This window comes from Psychroserpens mesophilus, assembly GCF_050617655.1.
GTDB lineage: Bacteria > Bacteroidota > Bacteroidia > Flavobacteriales > Flavobacteriaceae > Psychroserpens > Psychroserpens mesophilus_A.
In genome coordinates this window covers 1-18,694 of the sequence record NZ_JBODQC010000017.1, presented here as the reverse complement: position 1 = coordinate 18,694, position 18,694 = coordinate 1, and the positions used below count along the sequence as shown (strand labels likewise).

General features: G+C 30.1%; 26 protein-coding genes. 25 read left to right on the top strand and 1 reads right to left on the bottom strand.

From position 1 onward, the window contains the following. Positions 1-102: 102 nt before the first annotated feature. Positions 103-474, top strand: coding sequence for a hypothetical protein (locus ACRHNM_RS15975; protein WP_431137642.1), 372 nt, complete (start codon positions 103-105; stop codon positions 472-474). Here the strand turns inward: ACRHNM_RS15975 and ACRHNM_RS15970 are convergent. Continuing rightward, entirely contained in the window at positions 449-640 is a 192-nt protein-coding gene (locus ACRHNM_RS15970) for a hypothetical protein (protein ID WP_431137641.1), read from the bottom strand. The two genes, ACRHNM_RS15975 and ACRHNM_RS15970, sit on opposite strands and share 26 nt — an antisense overlap. A 323-nt stretch (positions 641-963) precedes the next feature. On the opposite strand from ACRHNM_RS15970, the gene ACRHNM_RS15965 reads away from it, so the two are divergent. The 24 genes from ACRHNM_RS15965 (at position 964) to ACRHNM_RS15850 (ending at position 18,484) form a co-directional block, all read left to right on the top strand. Beyond that, positions 964-1,401 carry a hypothetical protein gene (locus ACRHNM_RS15965; RefSeq protein WP_431137639.1) on the top strand — a complete coding sequence of 146 codons (438 nt, stop codon included), beginning with the start codon at positions 964-966 and terminating at the stop codon, positions 1,399-1,401. A 219-nt stretch (positions 1,402-1,620) separates the two neighbouring features. Next, positions 1,621-2,238 (top strand): hypothetical protein, encoded by a 618-nt coding sequence (locus ACRHNM_RS15960; RefSeq protein WP_431137640.1) that lies wholly within the window; start codon positions 1,621-1,623, stop codon positions 2,236-2,238. Positions 2,239-2,493: 255 nt separating this feature from the next. Continuing rightward, positions 2,494-2,931, top strand: coding sequence for a hypothetical protein (locus ACRHNM_RS15955; protein WP_431137639.1), 438 nt, complete (start codon positions 2,494-2,496; stop codon positions 2,929-2,931). Positions 2,932-3,147: 216 nt separating this feature from the next. Next, a complete protein-coding gene (locus tag ACRHNM_RS15950) occupies positions 3,148-4,410 on the top strand; it encodes a S41 family peptidase (RefSeq protein ID WP_431137638.1) in 1,263 nt (420 codons plus the stop codon). 162 nt (positions 4,411-4,572) lie between these two features. Next, entirely contained in the window at positions 4,573-5,205 is a 633-nt protein-coding gene (locus tag ACRHNM_RS15945; protein WP_431137637.1) for a hypothetical protein, read from the top strand. A gap of 148 nt (positions 5,206-5,353) precedes the next feature. Next, the gene (locus ACRHNM_RS15940) at positions 5,354-6,004 is read left to right on the top strand and encodes a hypothetical protein (RefSeq protein ID WP_431137636.1); all 651 of its coding nucleotides are present in this window, start codon (positions 5,354-5,356) and stop codon (positions 6,002-6,004) included. A 151-nt stretch (positions 6,005-6,155) separates the two neighbouring features. Beyond that, the gene (locus ACRHNM_RS15935; RefSeq protein ID WP_431137635.1) at positions 6,156-6,677 is read left to right on the top strand and encodes a hypothetical protein; all 522 of its coding nucleotides are present in this window, start codon (positions 6,156-6,158) and stop codon (positions 6,675-6,677) included. After that, on the top strand, positions 6,643-7,164 hold the full coding sequence (locus ACRHNM_RS15930; protein ID WP_431137643.1) for an endonuclease V: 522 nt from the start codon (positions 6,643-6,645) through the stop codon (positions 7,162-7,164). Before ACRHNM_RS15935 ends, ACRHNM_RS15930 begins: the two co-directional genes overlap by 35 nt. Before the next feature lie 139 nt (positions 7,165-7,303). After that, positions 7,304-7,717, top strand: a complete 414-nt coding sequence (locus ACRHNM_RS15925; RefSeq protein ID WP_431137634.1) for a hypothetical protein — start codon at positions 7,304-7,306, stop codon at positions 7,715-7,717. 810 nt (positions 7,718-8,527) lie between these two features. Next, positions 8,528-8,902: an ArsR/SmtB family transcription factor gene (locus ACRHNM_RS15920; protein ID WP_431137633.1), complete on the top strand. Its 375-nt coding sequence runs from the start codon at positions 8,528-8,530 to the stop codon at positions 8,900-8,902. Then, a complete protein-coding gene (gene merTP, locus ACRHNM_RS15915; protein ID WP_431137632.1) occupies positions 8,899-9,498 on the top strand; it encodes a mercuric transport protein MerTP in 600 nt (199 codons plus the stop codon). The genes ACRHNM_RS15920 and merTP overlap by 4 nt, the downstream gene beginning before the upstream one ends. Further along, complete coding sequence (locus ACRHNM_RS15910; protein WP_431137631.1) at positions 9,498-9,704, top strand: GDCCVxC domain-containing (seleno)protein; 207 nt, start codon at positions 9,498-9,500, stop codon at positions 9,702-9,704. Before merTP ends, ACRHNM_RS15910 begins: the two co-directional genes overlap by 1 nt. Before the next feature lie 284 nt (positions 9,705-9,988). Further along, a complete protein-coding gene (locus ACRHNM_RS15905) occupies positions 9,989-10,411 on the top strand; it encodes a hypothetical protein (protein WP_431137630.1) in 423 nt (140 codons plus the stop codon). A 1-nt stretch (position 10,412) separates the two neighbouring features. Continuing rightward, positions 10,413-10,937 (top strand): RusA family crossover junction endodeoxyribonuclease, encoded by a 525-nt coding sequence (locus ACRHNM_RS15900; RefSeq protein ID WP_431137629.1) that lies wholly within the window; start codon positions 10,413-10,415, stop codon positions 10,935-10,937. A gap of 176 nt (positions 10,938-11,113) precedes the next feature. Beyond that, positions 11,114-11,368 (top strand): hypothetical protein, encoded by a 255-nt coding sequence (locus ACRHNM_RS15895; protein ID WP_431137628.1) that lies wholly within the window; start codon positions 11,114-11,116, stop codon positions 11,366-11,368. A gap of 319 nt (positions 11,369-11,687) precedes the next feature. Continuing rightward, the gene (locus ACRHNM_RS15890; RefSeq protein ID WP_431137627.1) at positions 11,688-12,536 is read left to right on the top strand and encodes an alpha/beta hydrolase family protein; all 849 of its coding nucleotides are present in this window, start codon (positions 11,688-11,690) and stop codon (positions 12,534-12,536) included. A 157-nt stretch (positions 12,537-12,693) separates the two neighbouring features. After that, the gene (locus ACRHNM_RS15885; RefSeq protein WP_431137626.1) at positions 12,694-13,161 is read left to right on the top strand and encodes a hypothetical protein; all 468 of its coding nucleotides are present in this window, start codon (positions 12,694-12,696) and stop codon (positions 13,159-13,161) included. Between the two features lie 8 nt (positions 13,162-13,169). Further along, a complete protein-coding gene (locus ACRHNM_RS15880; RefSeq protein WP_431137625.1) occupies positions 13,170-13,616 on the top strand; it encodes a hypothetical protein in 447 nt (148 codons plus the stop codon). A gap of 203 nt (positions 13,617-13,819) precedes the next feature. Then, the gene (locus ACRHNM_RS15875; RefSeq protein ID WP_431137623.1) at positions 13,820-14,053 is read left to right on the top strand and encodes a hypothetical protein; all 234 of its coding nucleotides are present in this window, start codon (positions 13,820-13,822) and stop codon (positions 14,051-14,053) included. After that, entirely contained in the window at positions 14,037-14,339 is a 303-nt protein-coding gene (locus ACRHNM_RS15870; RefSeq protein ID WP_431137622.1) for a type II toxin-antitoxin system RelE/ParE family toxin, read from the top strand. Before ACRHNM_RS15875 ends, ACRHNM_RS15870 begins: the two co-directional genes overlap by 17 nt. Before the next feature lie 144 nt (positions 14,340-14,483). After that, the gene (locus ACRHNM_RS15865) at positions 14,484-15,050 is read left to right on the top strand and encodes a hypothetical protein (RefSeq protein ID WP_431137621.1); all 567 of its coding nucleotides are present in this window, start codon (positions 14,484-14,486) and stop codon (positions 15,048-15,050) included. Positions 15,051-15,251: 201 nt separating this feature from the next. Beyond that, positions 15,252-15,719, top strand: coding sequence for a DUF1905 domain-containing protein (locus tag ACRHNM_RS15860; protein WP_185783021.1), 468 nt, complete (start codon positions 15,252-15,254; stop codon positions 15,717-15,719). A 261-nt stretch (positions 15,720-15,980) separates the two neighbouring features. Beyond that, the gene (locus tag ACRHNM_RS15855) at positions 15,981-17,099 is read left to right on the top strand and encodes a hypothetical protein (RefSeq protein ID WP_431137620.1); all 1,119 of its coding nucleotides are present in this window, start codon (positions 15,981-15,983) and stop codon (positions 17,097-17,099) included. A gap of 158 nt (positions 17,100-17,257) precedes the next feature. Further along, positions 17,258-18,484 carry a Shedu anti-phage system protein SduA domain-containing protein gene (locus tag ACRHNM_RS15850; protein WP_431137619.1) on the top strand — a complete coding sequence of 409 codons (1,227 nt, stop codon included), beginning with the start codon at positions 17,258-17,260 and terminating at the stop codon, positions 18,482-18,484. The last annotated feature ends 210 nt before the right edge of the window (positions 18,485-18,694 follow it).

The window sequence follows — 18,694 nt, the reverse complement described above, 5'->3', positions numbered from 1 at the left end:
GCGGATTTTCCTAATGGCTCGTTTCTTTTTACTAACTTAGTTCCTGCCAACGCAACTAGCCATAACACGAACACGTTGTGTGTAATGTAAAAAATGCAACTAATGAGCATTATTGAAGATGATATAATGGACGGAATTTTAAACGACAAAGAAAAACTTCCTGTCTATGAAACACTATTAGAAATAACAGAAAAATCAATAGAGTTAATCAAAGAAAAACCTCAATCAGAAACAAACAATAAACTGATTAAGATGAGAGAAAGGACGAGGACTAACTATCTTGATGTAATTCAACAGACGAAAGAACGGATTGAACTCAAAGAATTAAAAGAAAATATAAAAACAGCGATTGATAAAATAAACGAAGTTTTAAACGGACTTAACTACAGAGAAATAAAAACTATTTTAAACTCTGTAAACACATTAGTGGAAAGTAGATTACAAAATGTCAACCTAAATCTACAAAATCAATAATATCTTCAATATTAGTTTCACCTATATAAGCTGAAACTCTTATTTGACTACCGTCAGTAAAATGTAAATCATATATACCTGAACTTGATTTTTCAATTTTGAGAATACTACTGATATTATAATATTCACCTGTAGTTGAGTTTTTTATAAATAGATGTTTAGACATAAAATAAAATTTTGACTAAATTTAGAAAATATAATCGGAATTAAAAGCAGATAGAACGGAAATAAAAACACTACACACAACAATGTGTATAAGCAATAAAGGTTAAGTGGTAAAACCTGAAATTTACCGCAAACAACAAACACAACGCAAACTCAAAAAACAGTAAATAAAAACCTTTACTGCTCATACACGAGAACGTTGCCAACAATGCGTGAGAAAGTTTACGGAATCAAAGAATTACAAACTAAAAAGAGAATTTAAAAAAGTAAAGAAAGAGCTGAATAAAAAAAATACCTGAATATTACTTTATTAAAACAAACTGAATGCAAAAATTAATCGATTCATTTAATAAAATGAAAAAAAAAGACTTTTATAAAAGTTATGAATTTATCTCAGTCGTAATTATATTACTTATAGCTCTTGTTTTACTTCTTAATAAAATTAAAAGTAATAATGAATTATTTCATAACGGATTATACTCAGTCGGAGAAGTTACTGATATTGATATAATGAAAGGAGGTCGTTTATATTATTATAAATTCAAAAATAATGGAACTTATCATGATGGAAATATGAGATCTGGCGTCCATAGAAATATTGGTGATAAGTGCTACGTTATTTACAATCCTAATAATCTAGAACAAAATAATATGCTATTTTCACTTCCGCTAGTTTCCGACAGTATATATGCTTTAAATAAAACTTGGAAAGAACTTCCAATCAATTTAGATGAAGAAATTATAAAAGAAGCTATGCAATAGTTAATCGAACAAATATATCTCAAGGAATCTAAAATAATAAAGCACAGTTGGCAACAACGTGTATAACTAATTGCTCGTTCTGTGCGTACTCGGAAAATCCTATCGGATTTTCCTACTGGTTCGGTTCTTTTTTTCTAACTTAGTTCCTGCCAACGCAACTAGCCATAACACAAACACGTTGCCCACAATTAAAAAATTGAGGACATAAAATTATACCAAATGAAATCTGACATAAATTTTTTTTCAAAGACTGACAGTTTAAGGCTTTATGTTATTGAACATACTATTCAAATTGAAAGATTGATTTCAGAAGCAATTGGTGGAATTTTAAACATTGATTTTGAAAATTCCAAATCATTTGGATTCAGTTCAGCAGCTTTATCTTTCAATCAAAAAGTTCAAATTATTCAGGATTTTAAAGGAATTGACAATACAATGCGTGACAAATTAAATTGCTTAATGAATATTCGAAATAAATTTGCTCATGTTCAAGATATAAACTCTTTTGAGGATCTATTTAGCAAAACAAAGAATGGAAAAAACATAAAAAAACAACTTGAAAAGTGGTATGATTTAGATGAAAAAAAAGACGAAGATGAAACATATAAATTCCTGTTTTTTAAGCTCTCAGAAGAAATAACAAAACTTCTTTTTTATCTTCAAATAGAGGCACGAGTAAAAATGACAAAATTGAACATTAAAGAGGAATTTAATGATCTTTACTTAAAATTGTTAGAAAAAGAAATTTTGAAATTGGAAAATGGTAATGAAACAATTGACTACCTCTTAGAGAAAACAAAAAAGGAACTAAAAAAAACAAGATTAGCGAAAAAATAACTGTGGGCAACAACGTGTATAACCAATTGCTAGTTTCTGTGTACTCGGAAAATCCTACGGATTTTCCTCTGGTTCGTGTTAGTTTAGTAACTTAGTGCTAGCCAACGCAACTAGCCATCACACGAACACGTTGCCAACAATGCGTGAGAAAGTTTACGGAATCAAAGAATTACAAACTAAAAAGAGAATTTAAAAAAGTAAAGAAAGAGCTGAATAAAAAAAATACCTGAATATTACTTTATTAAAACAAACTGAATGCAAAAATTAATCGATTCATTTAATAAAATGAAAAAAAAAGACTTTTATAAAAGTTATGAATTTATCTCAGTCGTAATTATATTACTTATAGCTCTTGTTTTACTTCTTAATAAAATTAAAAGTAATAATGAATTATTTCATAACGGATTATACTCAGTCGGAGAAGTTACTGATATTGATATAATGAAAGGAGGTCGTTTATATTATTATAAATTCAAAAATAATGGAACTTATCATGATGGAAATATGAGATCTGGCGTCCATAGAAATATTGGTGATAAGTGCTACGTTATTTACAATCCTAATAATCTAGAACAAAATAATATGCTATTTTCACTTCCGCTAGTTTCCGACAGTATATATGCTTTAAATAAAACTTGGAAAGAACTTCCAATCAATTTAGATGAAGAAATTATAAAAGAAGCTATGCAATAGTTAATCGAACAAATATATCTCAAGGAATCTAAAATAATAAAGCACAGTTGGCAACAACGTGTATAACTAATTGCTCGTTCTGTGCGTACTCGGAAAATCCTATCGGATTTTCCTACTGGTTCGGTTCTTTTTTTCTAACTTAGTTCCTGCCAACGCAACTAGCCATAACACAAACACGTTGTAGCACATTAAACCCAAACTCAAGTCAAGCAAAATATGAAGAAAATTTTTATCATATTAATAACATTATTCAGCAATTTAGTATTCTGCCAAGGGATAGAAACCGAAGATTGGATTACAGACCTTAATTTTTTAAAATCTGAATTGCAAAAAAAACATATAAACCTTTTTTTTAAACTCACTAAAGAGGAATTTGAAACAGGAATTGAAAAAATAATTTCAAAATTAGATTCTGATTCTGATTTTGAAACCACGGTTAAATTAAATCAATTACTTGCTAAAATTGGAGATTCTCACACATCAATAAATACTTCTAAATTTTCAAAAACAGAGAAAATCATTCCTATTGGCTATGCTTGGTTTGGAGAAGATATTTACATATTAAGTACTTCAAAAGATAATTCCGAAATACTAAACAAAAAAGTAATTTCAATAAATGAATATCATATAAAAACAGTTATTGACAGTTTAAAAACTACATTTCCTAATGATAATGAGGCTACAATAAAGAAACAAGCTATTAGATTTTTAAATAAAAAAAAATATCTAGACTATTTTGGTTTTTCAAAACCATCAGATTCTGTTTACAGAATTGGTTTTGAAAACGATTCCAACCAACTTTTATTTAAAAATGTGAATACAGTAAAATACAACAAAAAAAATAAAATAACTTCAGAAATTGACGGAGTAAAGCCGTACTATATGGAAGGGAAAGGAAATATTTATAAGGAAAGATATTATGAAGAAGATAAAATATACTATATCCAATATAATAAATGTATCAGTAAGGAATCTCTTTTAGCAACTGGTAATAAATTAGAAGCAGAAAAATATCCTTCATTTGACAAGTTTGAGAAAAAGATATTGAACACAATAAAAACTAGAAAAATCGATAAACTAATTTTTGATATGAGGTTTAATAGTGGTGGTAATTCCTCTATTATTATGAATTTTATCCGTCAACTTCGAGCAAATAAAAAACTTAATCATAAAGAGAAGTTATTTGTTGTTGTCGGAGAAAAAACATATTCTTCCGCTGTACTTAACACACTTGCATTTAAAGATTTTACAAATGCAACTATTATTGGAGAAGAAACTTCTGGAATGCCAAACCATTATGGTAATATTAAATCTTTTTATCTACCATATTCAAATATTAAAGTAAGCTATTCGACAAAATATCATAGTTTATATAAGGGAACAGAAAATACTATAAAACCTGATATAGAAATAGTAAGGACATTTAATGATTATAAAAACGGGATTGACCCAATTTATGAATTCGTAAAAAATTATTAAGGAAATAATAACGTGCTACAACAACGTGTATAGCTCATTGCGGCTGAATTCCTAATCGGAATTCAACGCAATTTTGCTATCTTTCGGTTACGGCGGAAAATCATAGCTGATTTTCCGCAACGAGCCATACACAAAACCGTTACCACACATTTGACCATAACTATGCGAAAAACAATATTTCTGATTTTGATTTTACAATCCTCTCTGACTTTTTCTCAAATTCAGCAATACTTTTTCGTCGATGACGTCGAAGTTGTTGAATATCTTTATGTGAAAATTTGCATTGGAGAAAATGGAGAAACAATCTCTGTAACTGAAATTCCAGAAAGAACGACTTATAAAAACAAAGACATAATCCAACAGATTATTGAATATCGGAAAGGAATTGACTTTTTACCAGGAAGTAAGTTTAGTAACCAATGTTTTGACTATCCATTTACTATTGTGAATTCAAAATATGAGTCTATGACTGAAACGGATTCTAATTGTGTTGCGGAATTTGGAAAAGGAAAATACCGATATATAAATCCTGAATATCGAGACGTAAAAATTAAAAGGCGGAAGCGGAAGCAAATTGAGAAAACAAAAGACTCTAAATCAGTTTACAAAATTGAATGGATTTCACCTTGTAATTACGTTCTGACTTACTTAAAAGTTTCTAAACCAGAATATGAATATTTAATTGGACAAAAAATAGATGTCAAAATAATTGACGTGCTTGAAAATGGAAATTATGTCTATTATTTAAACCTGTCTGATAGAACATATGGATTTGGAGAAATGGAAAAATTATAAAAACGTGTGGTAACAACGTGTATAATTTATGCTTACCTTCTAACTTCATTGAAAAATTTATATCTTTAACTTTATGATTTGCAACGATGGAAAATCCTGCGGATTCTCAATCGCACAAATCATACACAACACGTTGTAAAACATTTGAATGAAAACCTGGACAACCAAAGATTTACTATATAAAACGTTTGAATTTAAAGGAATGGTTCCTAATTCGAATGAATGGAATGAAAGTTCTCTGAAATGGAACCAACCAAGATTAATACGTTTTAGGAGATTAAATGCATTATTGAAAGCATTTGAATTAACTCGAACAGAAAAACAAAAAAATAATCTTTGGACAATATTAAGTGGAAAGAAAAAAGTTAAGGAAAGCGAATTAACAAAGAATGAAATTGAACCTTTTTTACGTGGAGACTTTATCCATAAAAGAGAAACTACAGAATATCCAAGAATTCAAGAATTGATTGAAAAAGAAAAATCATTTGAATCGGATTCTTTTAATAAGTCAAGAGATATTTATTCATTCTATCATCATTTAATGAAGTATAGAATGGAAATTGAGAAAGTCCTTGGACATAATAGCGGAGTTTTAGAAGCAAGCGGTTTAGGATTTAGGTCAGCGATTTCAATCACAGCTGAATTGAATAATGACTTATATAAAACAGTGGAGAAAATAGATGAAATGTTATTTGAAATCATAAATCCCAAAAATCTAACATTTAAAGAAGATACTTTAATCAAAGAATATGGATTTCCAAAAGAGGATTTAGATTCGATTGATATGGATAACTATTAAAAAACGTTTTACAACACCGTGTATAACTAATTGCTTGGTCTGTGCGTACTCGGAAAATCCTGCGGATTTTCCTAATGGTTAGTTTCTTTTTTGCTAACTTAGTTCTAGCCAACGCAACTAGCCATAACACGAACACGTTAGCTATAATGCCATGAAAGAAAGATATATTATTATACAAGATAATCTTAAAAAAATAAAAGGTCTTGACCCAAACTTTGAGGCATTTGGTTCATCTAATTGGAAATATGAGCTTCATAAATTTTCAGAATTGGATATTTCACTTTTCGAAAAGAATAATAAAATTAATCTTCCAACTGAGTTTAGAGAATTTATTATAGAATTAGGTTTTGGAGCAAGTCCTGTTTATGGTGTTAACCGTCAAATATTTCTAAACATTGACAAATGGGAAATTGAAGCTGGAGAGGATGAAGAAGACTATGAAGAGTATAAACCACTATATAGTGAACACATAGTAATTGCTGAATATGGTTGTGGTATTGAATCAGTAATAATTGTAAATGGAGAATATAAAGGTGAAATTTGGCATAATAGCGATTATGGATTAGATAAACTTAATGATAGCTATTACGATTGGTATTTGAAATGGACAGAGAATTTATTAAAAGTTTTAAATAGTGATGGACACATTGGTCTCTTATCAAGTCGCATTTGATGTTCATTATTATAACGATTTTGCAGTTGTAGGATACGTTATATTTGAAAATGAATTAAGTTCTAAACCATATAAAATTGGACAAGTTAAATGTAATACCATCGAGCCATATGTATCTGGACAATTTTACAAACGAGAACTTCCTTGTTTGCTCAAAGCTCTAGCAGAAATAAATGAAAATATTAATTTAATTTATATAGATGCAAATGTATGGCTTGGTTATAAGCAAAAAGGTTTAGGAAAATATTTGTTTGATGCAATAAATAAAAGTATACCTATTATAGGTGTATCTAAATCAAGTTTTAATAAACAAACTGAATTAATTAAACCTGTTTTAAGAGGTGAATCCAAAAATCCTTTATTTATATCATCTATAGGAATAGAACTCGAAACAGCTTGTGAAAAAATTAAAAAACTGGAAGGAGAATTTAGAATACCTAGAATGATAAAACTGGCAGATAGTGTATGTAGAGAACACTATAGCTAACAACGTGTATAACTAATTGCTAGTCAGCGTGTACTCGGAAAATCCTAGCGGATTTTCCTAATGGTTCGTTTCTTTTTGCTAACTTAGTTCCAACCAACGCAACTAGCCATAACACGAACACGTTGGCGTTAATTTGAGAATGAAGAACTTAACAATATATTTCTTGCTGATTTTTACACTTTTAAGTTGTAAAGAAAAAGTTGTTGACGGAATTGAAATTGGGCAAGATTTATACATTGGGCAATCACTCAAACAGAATAAAAAATTGTCGGAATTAATTACTCAAACGCTGAATAAAAACTCAAACGCATTATCGGAATTGACCGAATTTTGGTGTGGTGGTGGAGCTGGTTGTTATGATTTAGGAATAATTACCTCAGAAATAGTTTATAAAATGGGAGAATCAGAATTTATAAAAATCGCAACGGAATTAGAATCTGAACGGAAAAACTCTCTAAAAGGATTATTAAACGCAGGATTGGAATATGGTTATGAACCTGATAGAAAAATAGAAAATGAATTTCCAAAATTGAATAAAATATTAACGGAATAAAAAAAACTAACGCCAACAACGTGTATAATTTATGCTTACATCATAACTTCATTGAAAAATTTATATCTTTAACTTTATGATTTGCAACGATGGAAAATCCTGCGGATTCTCAATCGCACAAATCATACACAAATCCGTTAGCAACAATAGTGCACGAACAAAATTTCGGTATTTTATCAATAGAAGTTTCTAGCACAAATGTTTCTGATTTTATTTGAACAGCTTCCCTTCTATCCTTTTTTGAAGAACCAAACGCTTTGTGGTTCGTGTATTTTTCAAACTTTTCGGAATCTTATACATGTTTGCCAAATTTTAGTGTTGCGTTATGAATCGTTCTTTTACAAAAAAGGTGTCTGTCTTTAAAACAATGTTGCAACCTAAATGCTTGAGTGTGACCTGTACTTTTTTATGATCGTAACGGGTTCTTGGGTGTATCTGCCAAATTCAGCAAAGCATTTTGGATTCGGTTGCATGTGATAATCAGTTTTCTTTATTACATCCAATGGTTCGTGTTGCCCTAAAGTGGCTAACAGCGCGTATAATTCATGCTTAAAAATTGCTTCAATTTTTAATTCTTATATTTAATCTATAATTTCGATGCAACGGAAAATTTTATAATTTTCTATCGCACGAAATCATACACAACACGTTACCCACAAGCTGAAAACCAACCGCATATTTTAGCACTTTCGGTTTTTGCCGACACACAAATCCAACGCTCTAAAAACCAAAAGAGCTAAAATTTTCCAACGCTTGAGAATATTGTATTTAAGTATTTGCTTAAATAAGAAATAACAGTAACTTTGTTTTATGGAAAATAATTCTTGCATAAGACAACAAGCCGATATTGAACAAATAAATCGATGCAAAGACACAGTTTCTGAATTAAACGAATCGTTCGACTATTTGGCAAATGGACTTTCATTAGTCGGAAATAGCGTTCGACTGAAAATACTTTACCTACTCTTTGAAGAAAAAAGACTTTGCGTATGTGATTTGAGCGATATCCTCGGGATGAACATTTCTGCTATTTCTCAACATTTGAGAAAAATGAAAGACCGAAATTTATTAGAAACAGAAAGAGATGCTCAAACGATTTTTTACTCACTCACGGCTAAATACGAAAAAATGCTAAATCCATTCTTTGAGATACTAGATAAAAACAAAATTTTAGAAACGATATGAAAAGCGAAAACAAATTAATTGGTGCAGGTTTGTTAACTGCAATTACAGCTTCATTATGTTGTATTACACCTTTTTTGGCTCTAATCGCAGGAACAAGCGGAATTGCTTCAACATTTTCTTGGATTGAACCTTTTAGACCTTATTTAATTGGACTGACAATTTTAGTTCTTGGCTTTGCTTGGTATCAAAAACTTAAACCTCAAAAAGAAATAGACTGTGATTGTGAGACGGACGAAAAACCAAAATTTATACAATCAAAGAAATTTTTAGGAATTGTAACTGTATTTGCAATTGTAATGTTGGCTTTCCCATACTATTCAGGAATTTTTTACCCAAATACAGAAAAGCAAGTTATCGTAGTTGACAAATCGGACATTAAAACAACGGAATTTAAAATCAGCGGAATGACTTGTGCCAGTTGCGAAGAACACGTCAATCACGAAGTAAATAAACTCAATGGAATTGTAAATTCAAAAGCGTCTTACGAAAATGGAAATGCAATCATTGAGTTTGACAAAACCAAAACCAACGAAACGGAAATCGAGAAAGCAATTAACTCAACAGGTTATAAAGTAACCGACAAAAAAGAAAATTAATGGAAGTTCAATTAAAATCAGAAATTACTTGTCCAAATTGTGGACATAAAAAAGTAGAAGAAATGCCAACAGAATCCTGTCAATTCTTTTACGAATGTGAGAATTGCAAAACGGTTTTGAAACCTAAAGAGGGAGATTGTTGTGTTTATTGTTCTTATGGAACAGTAGCTTGTCCACCAATTCAAGAAAATAAAAGTTGTTGTTAAAAAGCCAACGCTAAAAGCCATACACATTTGCAATTCGCATCAGCCGACACACAAGCCAAAAATTACAAAAGAGTATGTCTTTGCCAACGCTGCAAACCAAGCTGAACGGAATAAAGCCAGTGGGTAACAACGTATATAAAAAATAGCGGTTTAAGTGCTAAATCGAAATGGATTTTATAAATTTAAGGTCTGTGTTTAACCGAAAAGTTAGTGCAAAAAATCCGCTACTTTTCATATACAAGACCGTTCTACGCAATTTGAGAAAACATCGTACTTAAAAGAAAATGAAATTAACAAACGACCAATTTGAGGCTTCAGCTTACATTTTTGAAAAAGCTAACGGAAATATAAAAACCGATTACGAAGAAAAAGTAATTGCCGAATCTGGATTGAACAATCTAAAACCGATTGAACTGGAAACTCAAATTGTTAACGGAATTAACAGCGGACTTTACTCGGACTCAAAAGAACGAATAAGTGCTTATTGGACTTTGAGTAAAATTCATAAAACTGAATTAATCCCGAACTTTAAAAAGTGGCTAAAAATAGAACTCGAAAATAAAAATAATGATACTGTTTATCAATTAATGATTGCATTGGGTAATTTGGAAGAACCTATTTTCAATATTGACAGAAATGGAAGTTCTGCTTTTAACGAAACAGAATTGAATTTGAGAGATGCAGAAAACTATTTAAACAATTCATAAAATGGCAAGCAAATTTGTAACCTTTCGTCAAAACCCAAAAATTGAGATTCTATTTGGATTTTATGGTGGAAAGCTCATTCCTACAAAACAAGATAAGTTCAAACCTTTAGAGGCTTATGAAATCGATGATGACGGAAATGAAATAGAATTAAAAAACTTTTATGAAAGAAAAGAGGACAAAAACTCTATTCAAGAAATGAAAGAACTTGTAAGTCAATATGCAACCGAAGCTTTTAAAGAAAAAGGTATAATTAAAAAACCAGCAGATGTCGAGGTTGTACTATCATTTTCAGTTTTGGAAAGACGTTATAAAGAAGTTGATATTGATAATTTAACTAAAACAATATTAGACGGATTAACTGGAGTTGCATTCGAAGATGATGCTCAAGTTTCGAGCCTAATTGTAAATAAGCACGTTCACGAAATGAAAATAAACGCTTTGTTTATTGGAGTTACAGAACTGACTGAAGAAAACAAAGGATTTGGGAATGATATTAAACTGTTTGGAGAAGTAGAATCGGAATAAAAAACTGCGTAGAACAACGTGTATAATTCATTGCTAGTTCTAGCCTACTTACGAAAGTCCTCGCGGACTTTCTATCTGTGATTTATTTGCTAACTTTAGTGCTTAAACACGCAACGAAATCATACACAAAACCGTTGCCATTCATTGGCGAAACGCACTCAAAATCGAAATATTATATGAATAAAATAAAAATAACATTGATTTTTTTGCTAATATTCTCTTTAGAATGTTTTAGCCAAGACTCCGGAAACAATGGAATAAGAAATACTGCAATAAGTAGTGGAATTGGATTAGGAAGTGTTTTAGCTGTTGTGGTTTCGTGGGAAAGAAACAAATCTGTTTTGTTAGCTTTTTTACACGGAATTTTTAGCTGGTTGTATGTTTTATATTTTGTGTTAACAAGAAAACCAGAAGAAAGACATAAAAAATAATCGGAACTTAAATAAGTTTATGAAAACTGACTGAACGGAATTTACTAACTCAAACCGAATTGAAAATATTGTGGAATAAAACTTTGACTGAATTTACTCAAACCCTGAAAATATAAAAAAATAGTTTAACAAAATAACAGAGGAACTAATAAAGCAACGAAATGGCAACAACGTGTATAACCAATTGCTTAGTCTGTGTTTACTCGGAAAATCCTACGGATTTTCCTATTGGTTAGTTTCTTTTTTGCTAACTTAGTTCCTGCCAACGCAACTAGCCATAACACGAACACGTTGTAGCCAATTAAAAAAGACCAACATAATGAGAAATCTAATTACATTATTTATTATAATTTTCACTTCATTAGCTGTTAATGGACAAGCTGATGAAATAGAATTTATAAGCGAAGGGAAAAAACTAAACACATATTTCTACAAAGGAGTTGGGACAGAAAGCAAGCCAACATTACTCTGGCTTCACGGAAATCCTGGTAGTAAGGAAAATGGAACATCGGAATTTGCCACTCAACTAACTAAAAATGGAATTAATGTATTAAGATTTAATTACCAAGGTCTTTGGGGAAACGAAGGCGAGTTTAGCCTTGGAAATGCATTAAATGACTTGTCTAACGCAATGGATTTATTGACTTCCGAAAAAATGCGGATTAAATACAAAATTGATACTACACAAATATACGTTGGCGGTAATAGTTTTGGTTCATCTACTGCATTGGTTGGTGCAATGTACGATGACCGAATAAATAAAATAATTGGAGTTTCACTATGTGACCACAGTTATTTTGGTAGAGAATTTATGAATCCTAATTCTGAAATTCGAAAATTTCTTGACGATGCAACCGATGCCCTATTTTTACCTAATGGAATTATAAAACAAAATAAGGAAATTTTTATCAACGATTTGACAGACAATAATTATAAATATGATTTTGTCGCACAGGCTGATAAATTTAAAGATAAACAATTATACCTTTTTACTGGTATTGATGATAGTGTTTGCCCAATTGAGACACACTTATTACCGTTCTACCGAAAATTAAAAAAACTTGACCAAAAAAATATTGAAGTAACTATAGAAAATTGTGACCACGGATTGAAGTGCGAAACGCCCACAACATTTGCAGAAGTTTTGACTAAATTTATTAAGAAATAACTGGCTACAACAATGGCTATAAGTAATTGCTTGTTCTCGCCTACTTCTGAAAATCCTCGCGGATTTTCAGTTTGGTGTGTACTTGCAAAGTTTGGTGCTAATCCACGCAACTACTCATAGCCTAAACCGTTGGCAACAAGCTGAAAAACTCACTCTTTTGAATAAAACAAGAAGAAATAAATTAATCATTTTACCAATCCTATTGATATTAGGATTTCTTTTGTTTTATAAATTTATGACTTACGACAGAAATTATAGTTGGTCGAAAGAATATCCTACAGAAGTTATTAGTGCAGTTAAAAACTCGAATTTTAGGTTTCTGAAAACGGAGGAGATAAATCCTGAAAATATTGATTTACCAAATGAAAAGTCGATTAAACTCAAAATTCAGAAAATATTGAGCAAGGTCAACTTAATGAGTTACGGAACTGAACACGGACAAGAAATCACTTTGAATTCAACCAAAAGTGGGCAGAAATTAATTTGCAAAGGTTGGTGTTTAAGTGACCACTTAATCGGAATTGAAATTGAGCATCAGGATATCGATACAAATGAATTAACTGAATTAAGACAAAGATTTGAAAACCAATTTCCAAATTATAAAATCATTTGGACTGAATTATAAAGCAACAAATGAAATTTAAAACAATAATACTGACTATGGGAATTTTATCATTTTTGTTTGGCTGTAAAACCGAGAATAGATACAAAGATAAACACGGAAATGAAATCATTGAAAAAGGAGATGAAACATTTATTATCCCAGCAGAGTATAAAAAGACTGGAGCATCATATAAAATCTTTTTGAGGAATGAAACTGACAAAACTGTGAGTATTAAAGATAAATTTACCTTGAAACCGAATGATGAGAAAATATTCGAATTTGTTGATACAGATTCCCTTTTGTTTGACATTGGACCTAAAATCTATTTCGGAGATACTGGACTTGAGGTCGATGATAAAAAAGGTGAATTAGCTGGAATTGGAGGCGAATATTGGGAGAAATATAATGTTCCTGATGATGTTGAATATGGATTTGTAATAGTACCATCAGGCGAAGGAGATATGCCGACCGAATAAAAGCCAGTTGCCAACACCGTGTATAACTAATTGCTCGGTCTGTATGTACTCGGAAAATCCTACGGATTTTCCTAATGGTTAGTTTCTTTTTTGCTAACTTAGTCCTAGCCAACGCAACTAGCCATAACACAAACACGTTAGGCAACAGTAAAAAACATTTCTTAAAGATTGAGATATTGGATGAAATTTGTAAATTTGATATTATGGATATAAATCTTCAAAATAAGAAAATTGAATTGATACAATGGTTATCAACTCTAAACGATAAATCTCTGATTGACAAACTGATGAAATTAAGAGATAAAGAAAAGGCTGATTGGTGGTCAGAAATTTCTAAAAATGAAAAAGAGTCTATTGAAAAAGGAATCAAAGACGCAAACAACGGAAAATTAATTTCTCACTCTACTGCAAGAAAAGCTTATGAAAAATGGCTTTAAAATTGTTTGGACTGAACACGCTCTATCTGAATTAGAAAAGACGATTGAATTTTTAGAAAAGAATTGGACAGAAAGAGAGTTACGAATTTTTGCAACTAAACTTGACCACACTATTGAACTGATATCTAAATCACCTGAACTATTTCCTTCTTCATTAGAAAAAAGTGATATTAGAAAAGCTGTTGTAGAAAAACATAACAATTTATATTATAGGATAAATGATAAAAGTATTGAAATCATATCATTATTTTCAAATCGACAAAATCCGAAAAACAAAAGAATATAAAACCATTGCCTAACAGCGTGTATAATTAATTACTGCTGATTTCCCTATCGGAAAATCCTTGAAATTAATTAAATTAGCAACTAGCGGAAAATGACTCGCGTCCTTTTCCGTAACTAATCATAACACGAACACGTTGTACATAATATGAGAAACTTTTTAACTGTAATAATATTTTCTATTTCTCTCAGTTCTTTAGCAACGATTCAAGAAAAAGATATATTAATATTTAATGGAGAAGTTTTCGAGCTGAAAAACTATTATCTAGAAGAATATTTCGAATTATTCCCAGAAAAAAAACCAAAAGAAGGAATTATTTCATCAAATTTATGGAGAGGATACAGAGCCATTTTTGTTGCAATAAATGAACAAATCTATTTAGTAGATCTTGAAATTAGAATTCGAGAAGAAAAACCTGATGTTTTATTTTCTACAACTTGGATTAGTGTTTTCGATAAATTTTCACCTGAATGTGATGAATTTTTGGTGGATTGGATTGATGATTTAATATTGTTACCGATTGGTGAAGTTTTAGATTATGAGCCAGGATTTGGAGTGTCATTTGAAAATTATAGTCTGTTAGATATAAAAAATGGTCAAATTGTAGATTCAAAAGATTTCTCATTAAGATTTTTAAAAAAGCATTTTAATAAATGTCACGTGTTTCTAAGAGAAGAGGATTTATTCGTATTAAATGAGATGCTTTCGGATTAATATACTATGTACAACAACGTGTATAACCAATTGCTTGGTCATAGCCTACTTGGAAAATCCTACGGATTTTCCTACTGGTTCGTTTCTTTTTGCTAACTTAGTACTCGCCAACGCAACTAGCCATACACAAAACCGTTGGCAGTAATGTAAACAAAACGAACACAATCGAAATTTAAAGACCATTGAAAGATTAAAAAACAAATGAATTACATTGTTGAGAATGAAAAATTGACCCTTCAATATATTCCAGGAAATGGAGCTTGGACTTATCAATTGATAATCCCCAACACAAAAAATATCAAAGGAAAATGGGGCGATTTAAAAGTGTCTGGGACAATAGATGGTTATGAAATAAAGAATAAGAATTTAGGACCAGTAAAAAATTCGGACAAAAAAATGTCTGTTAATTCGGAAATTAGAAACGCAATAAACAAAGATGGTGGAGATACTGTAATCGTGACATTATATCTCGAAAATCAAACTGGAACGAATGACAATTCTGAAATTTTGGAATGCTTTAAAGATGCACAAGTTTTGCAAATTTTTGAACGGCTGGAGAAAATAGAACAGACAGAAATTCTAAATGAAATCTGGACTGTTGCCACGGACGACCAAAAAGCGGAAAAAATAATCAAGGCAATTGAAAACCTTGAAAGTAAACGGAGATAAGTGAGTGGAAAAACACTACTGCCAACACCGTATATAATTTATTGCTGGTTTTAGCCTACTTACGAAAATCCTCGCGGATTTTCTATTCGGTTTTTATTTGCTAAATTTCGTGCTAAACCACGCAACAAACCATATACAAACACGTTGTAAAACATTTGACTAAACCAAAACGCTTGTTTACTTAGCAAATAAACTACTTAACTAATTTACTCTTTCATAAAATCTAAATGACAAATAGATTTATGGAAAAACAATCAACGTATGACTAAAAAAAGTGCAATCATAATTTCTCTATTATTCTATTTTTCATATTCCTTTTCACAACAAAAAGACACAATTTATGGAAAAGTAAAATCTGTTAGAGAACAGCTTTCATTTTTAGATAAAAATCACCAGAACTTGAAATTATTTAGTAATGAAGGTGATTATGGACATCATGGGTTTTCTAATTCTAAATTCACAAGAGACAGGTTTCATAGTTGGTGGTATAATACACCTTTTGTTCATTATTCAAATTATTATAAAGAATTTAATGAAAAAGGAAAACCTACATATGAAATATGGTTTTATAAAGATGGAGATACTGTAACTACTTACAAATATAAATATGATAAAAAAGATAATTTAATTCAAATTAAAGACATCTATGAAATAGACGATTATACTTCTCGAAATTTCACTTATAATTATAAAAACAAAATAAGTTCTTCTATATATTACGCATCATATGATCCTAATTTATATTCATACACAGCATATGTTTATGATTCAATTTATAATTTAATCAAAATAAAAAGATTTGATGAAGATGGAGAGCTTTCAAGTTGGAAATATAGGTATGATAAAAAAGGAAGAAAGATTGCAGAAATAGTTCATAAACCTTATGTGTATATAAAAAAAGGAAGAACCACTTCATCTAAAAGTGATAGTATTGGTCTAAATAAAGTTAGTGTTAAATATTATTACGATTCTAATGACAATCTTTTAGAAACTGAACATTATGATTACAGTTCGTATGACAATCTTCCTTCAAAACTATCTCGAAAAATTCAGAATATATACAAAAATAACTTATTAGAAAAAGTATTATACATTACTGATACAATTAATAGTTTTACCGAATACTCTTATGATAATCAGAAAAGAAAGACATCAGAAGTTGTAACATTTGTAAAATACACAGACAATAATCGCTCATCAGAATATTTTTATAATAAGAAAGGAAATATTAAAAAATTAATCTACACAGAAAACAACAAACCTGTTATTGTAGATTTTGAGTACTATTTTGACAATCAAAATAACTGGATTAAACAAATCAAATCTGTTAATGGAAAAAAGCTATTTGTTTGGACCAGAGAAATTAATTATTATGACTAAAACGTTTTACAACAACGTGTATAACTAATTGCTTGGTCTGTGCGTACTCGGAAAATCCTATCGGATTTTCCTAATGGTTAGTTTCTTTTTTGCTAACTTAGTTCTCGCCAACGCAACTAGCCATAACACGAACACGTTAGCAAACATTTGACCAAAAAATGAAAATATTAGTAAATGATTTTAAATCCGAACACGAAAATTACAAGAATATTTTCAGAAATTACGGATATGAAGAAAATGAACTGATATTTCTCGACTCATTTCAAGCAACAAAGTCGTTTATAGTAAACCAATTGGAGAAAAAAAAACTTCACATTGATGCAATAATCACTAACGAATCTTCTAAAATGTTTGTTGACAGTTTACAAGCATCGAATTTGGAACAATTTAAAAACGGACTTAACACTTCTTATTCTAATGGTAATTTTAGAATAAATTCCATTCCGCTAATTCTTTACTCTCAAAACGAAACACGAGAAAATATTCAAATTGAAGGTTTTCAAGCTGTTATTAAGAAAAACACATTAGGTCAACACGATTTCTTTGTTTCAAAATTCGAGGAAACTATAAAGAATTGGAGAAAAAAATTAATAACTGATTTAGAAAATTTAGAGATTTTAAACAAAAATACATTGAATTTTCACGAATCAAATTTTTATAAAACTCACTACAAAAATACAATTGCTAAAAATTCTGAAACTGTGTTTTTGCTAAAAACAAAAGTTGTTTCTGAAGAATTCATAAAACTACCAACACCATTAATATTTGATTGGCTAATTCTTGGTCGAGATGAAATAGAGAGAACAATAACAGATTTTAATTCAACATATAACAATCATATTAAATACGACAGGAAAAATAACGAGAGAACCATTTTACACGATTTTTTCAATAAAAATAAAATGATTCTTTTAAGAGAAGCTTTTATTGATTTAGAATACGAAAAGAATCTTTACGACTTGAACGGAAAGACAAATGAAGAATGTGATTACATTTTAAAAACAGAGTTTCCGGAATTTCTTAAAACTACTTTTTTCGAGGTAAAAAAAGAAGATGTTACTTTCTATGTAAAAAAGAAAACCAAAAGACCTCAATTGAGCAGTAACTATTTATCGCATTTAGAACAAGTCTGGAGGTATAAGGAATATTCTGAAAATCAAGACAATCAACCCGAATTAGAATCAAAATTAGGTTACGGAACTTCTAATTTTAGTCATATATTACTTGCTGGCAGAAAAGAAGAAAAACTTGAAATGCGTGACAAATTTAGTGGAGACTTGAATCGAATGTTTAATGGAATTGAAGTAGTAACTTATGAAGAACTCGAAGAACTTAATATAGATTATTACGACAAGTTTAATAGAATGAGAATTGAAACGGAATAAAAAAACGTTTGCTAACACCGTATATAATTTATTGCTAGTTCTAGCCTACTTACGAAAATCCTCGCGGATTTTCTATTCGGTTTTTATTTGCTAAATTAGGTGCTTAAACCACGCAACAAACCATATACAAACACGTTACCAAAAATACGTAGAAAACCAACTCTATTCAATAACTTAACGCAACAAATCAAGAGGACTCTCAACGGAATA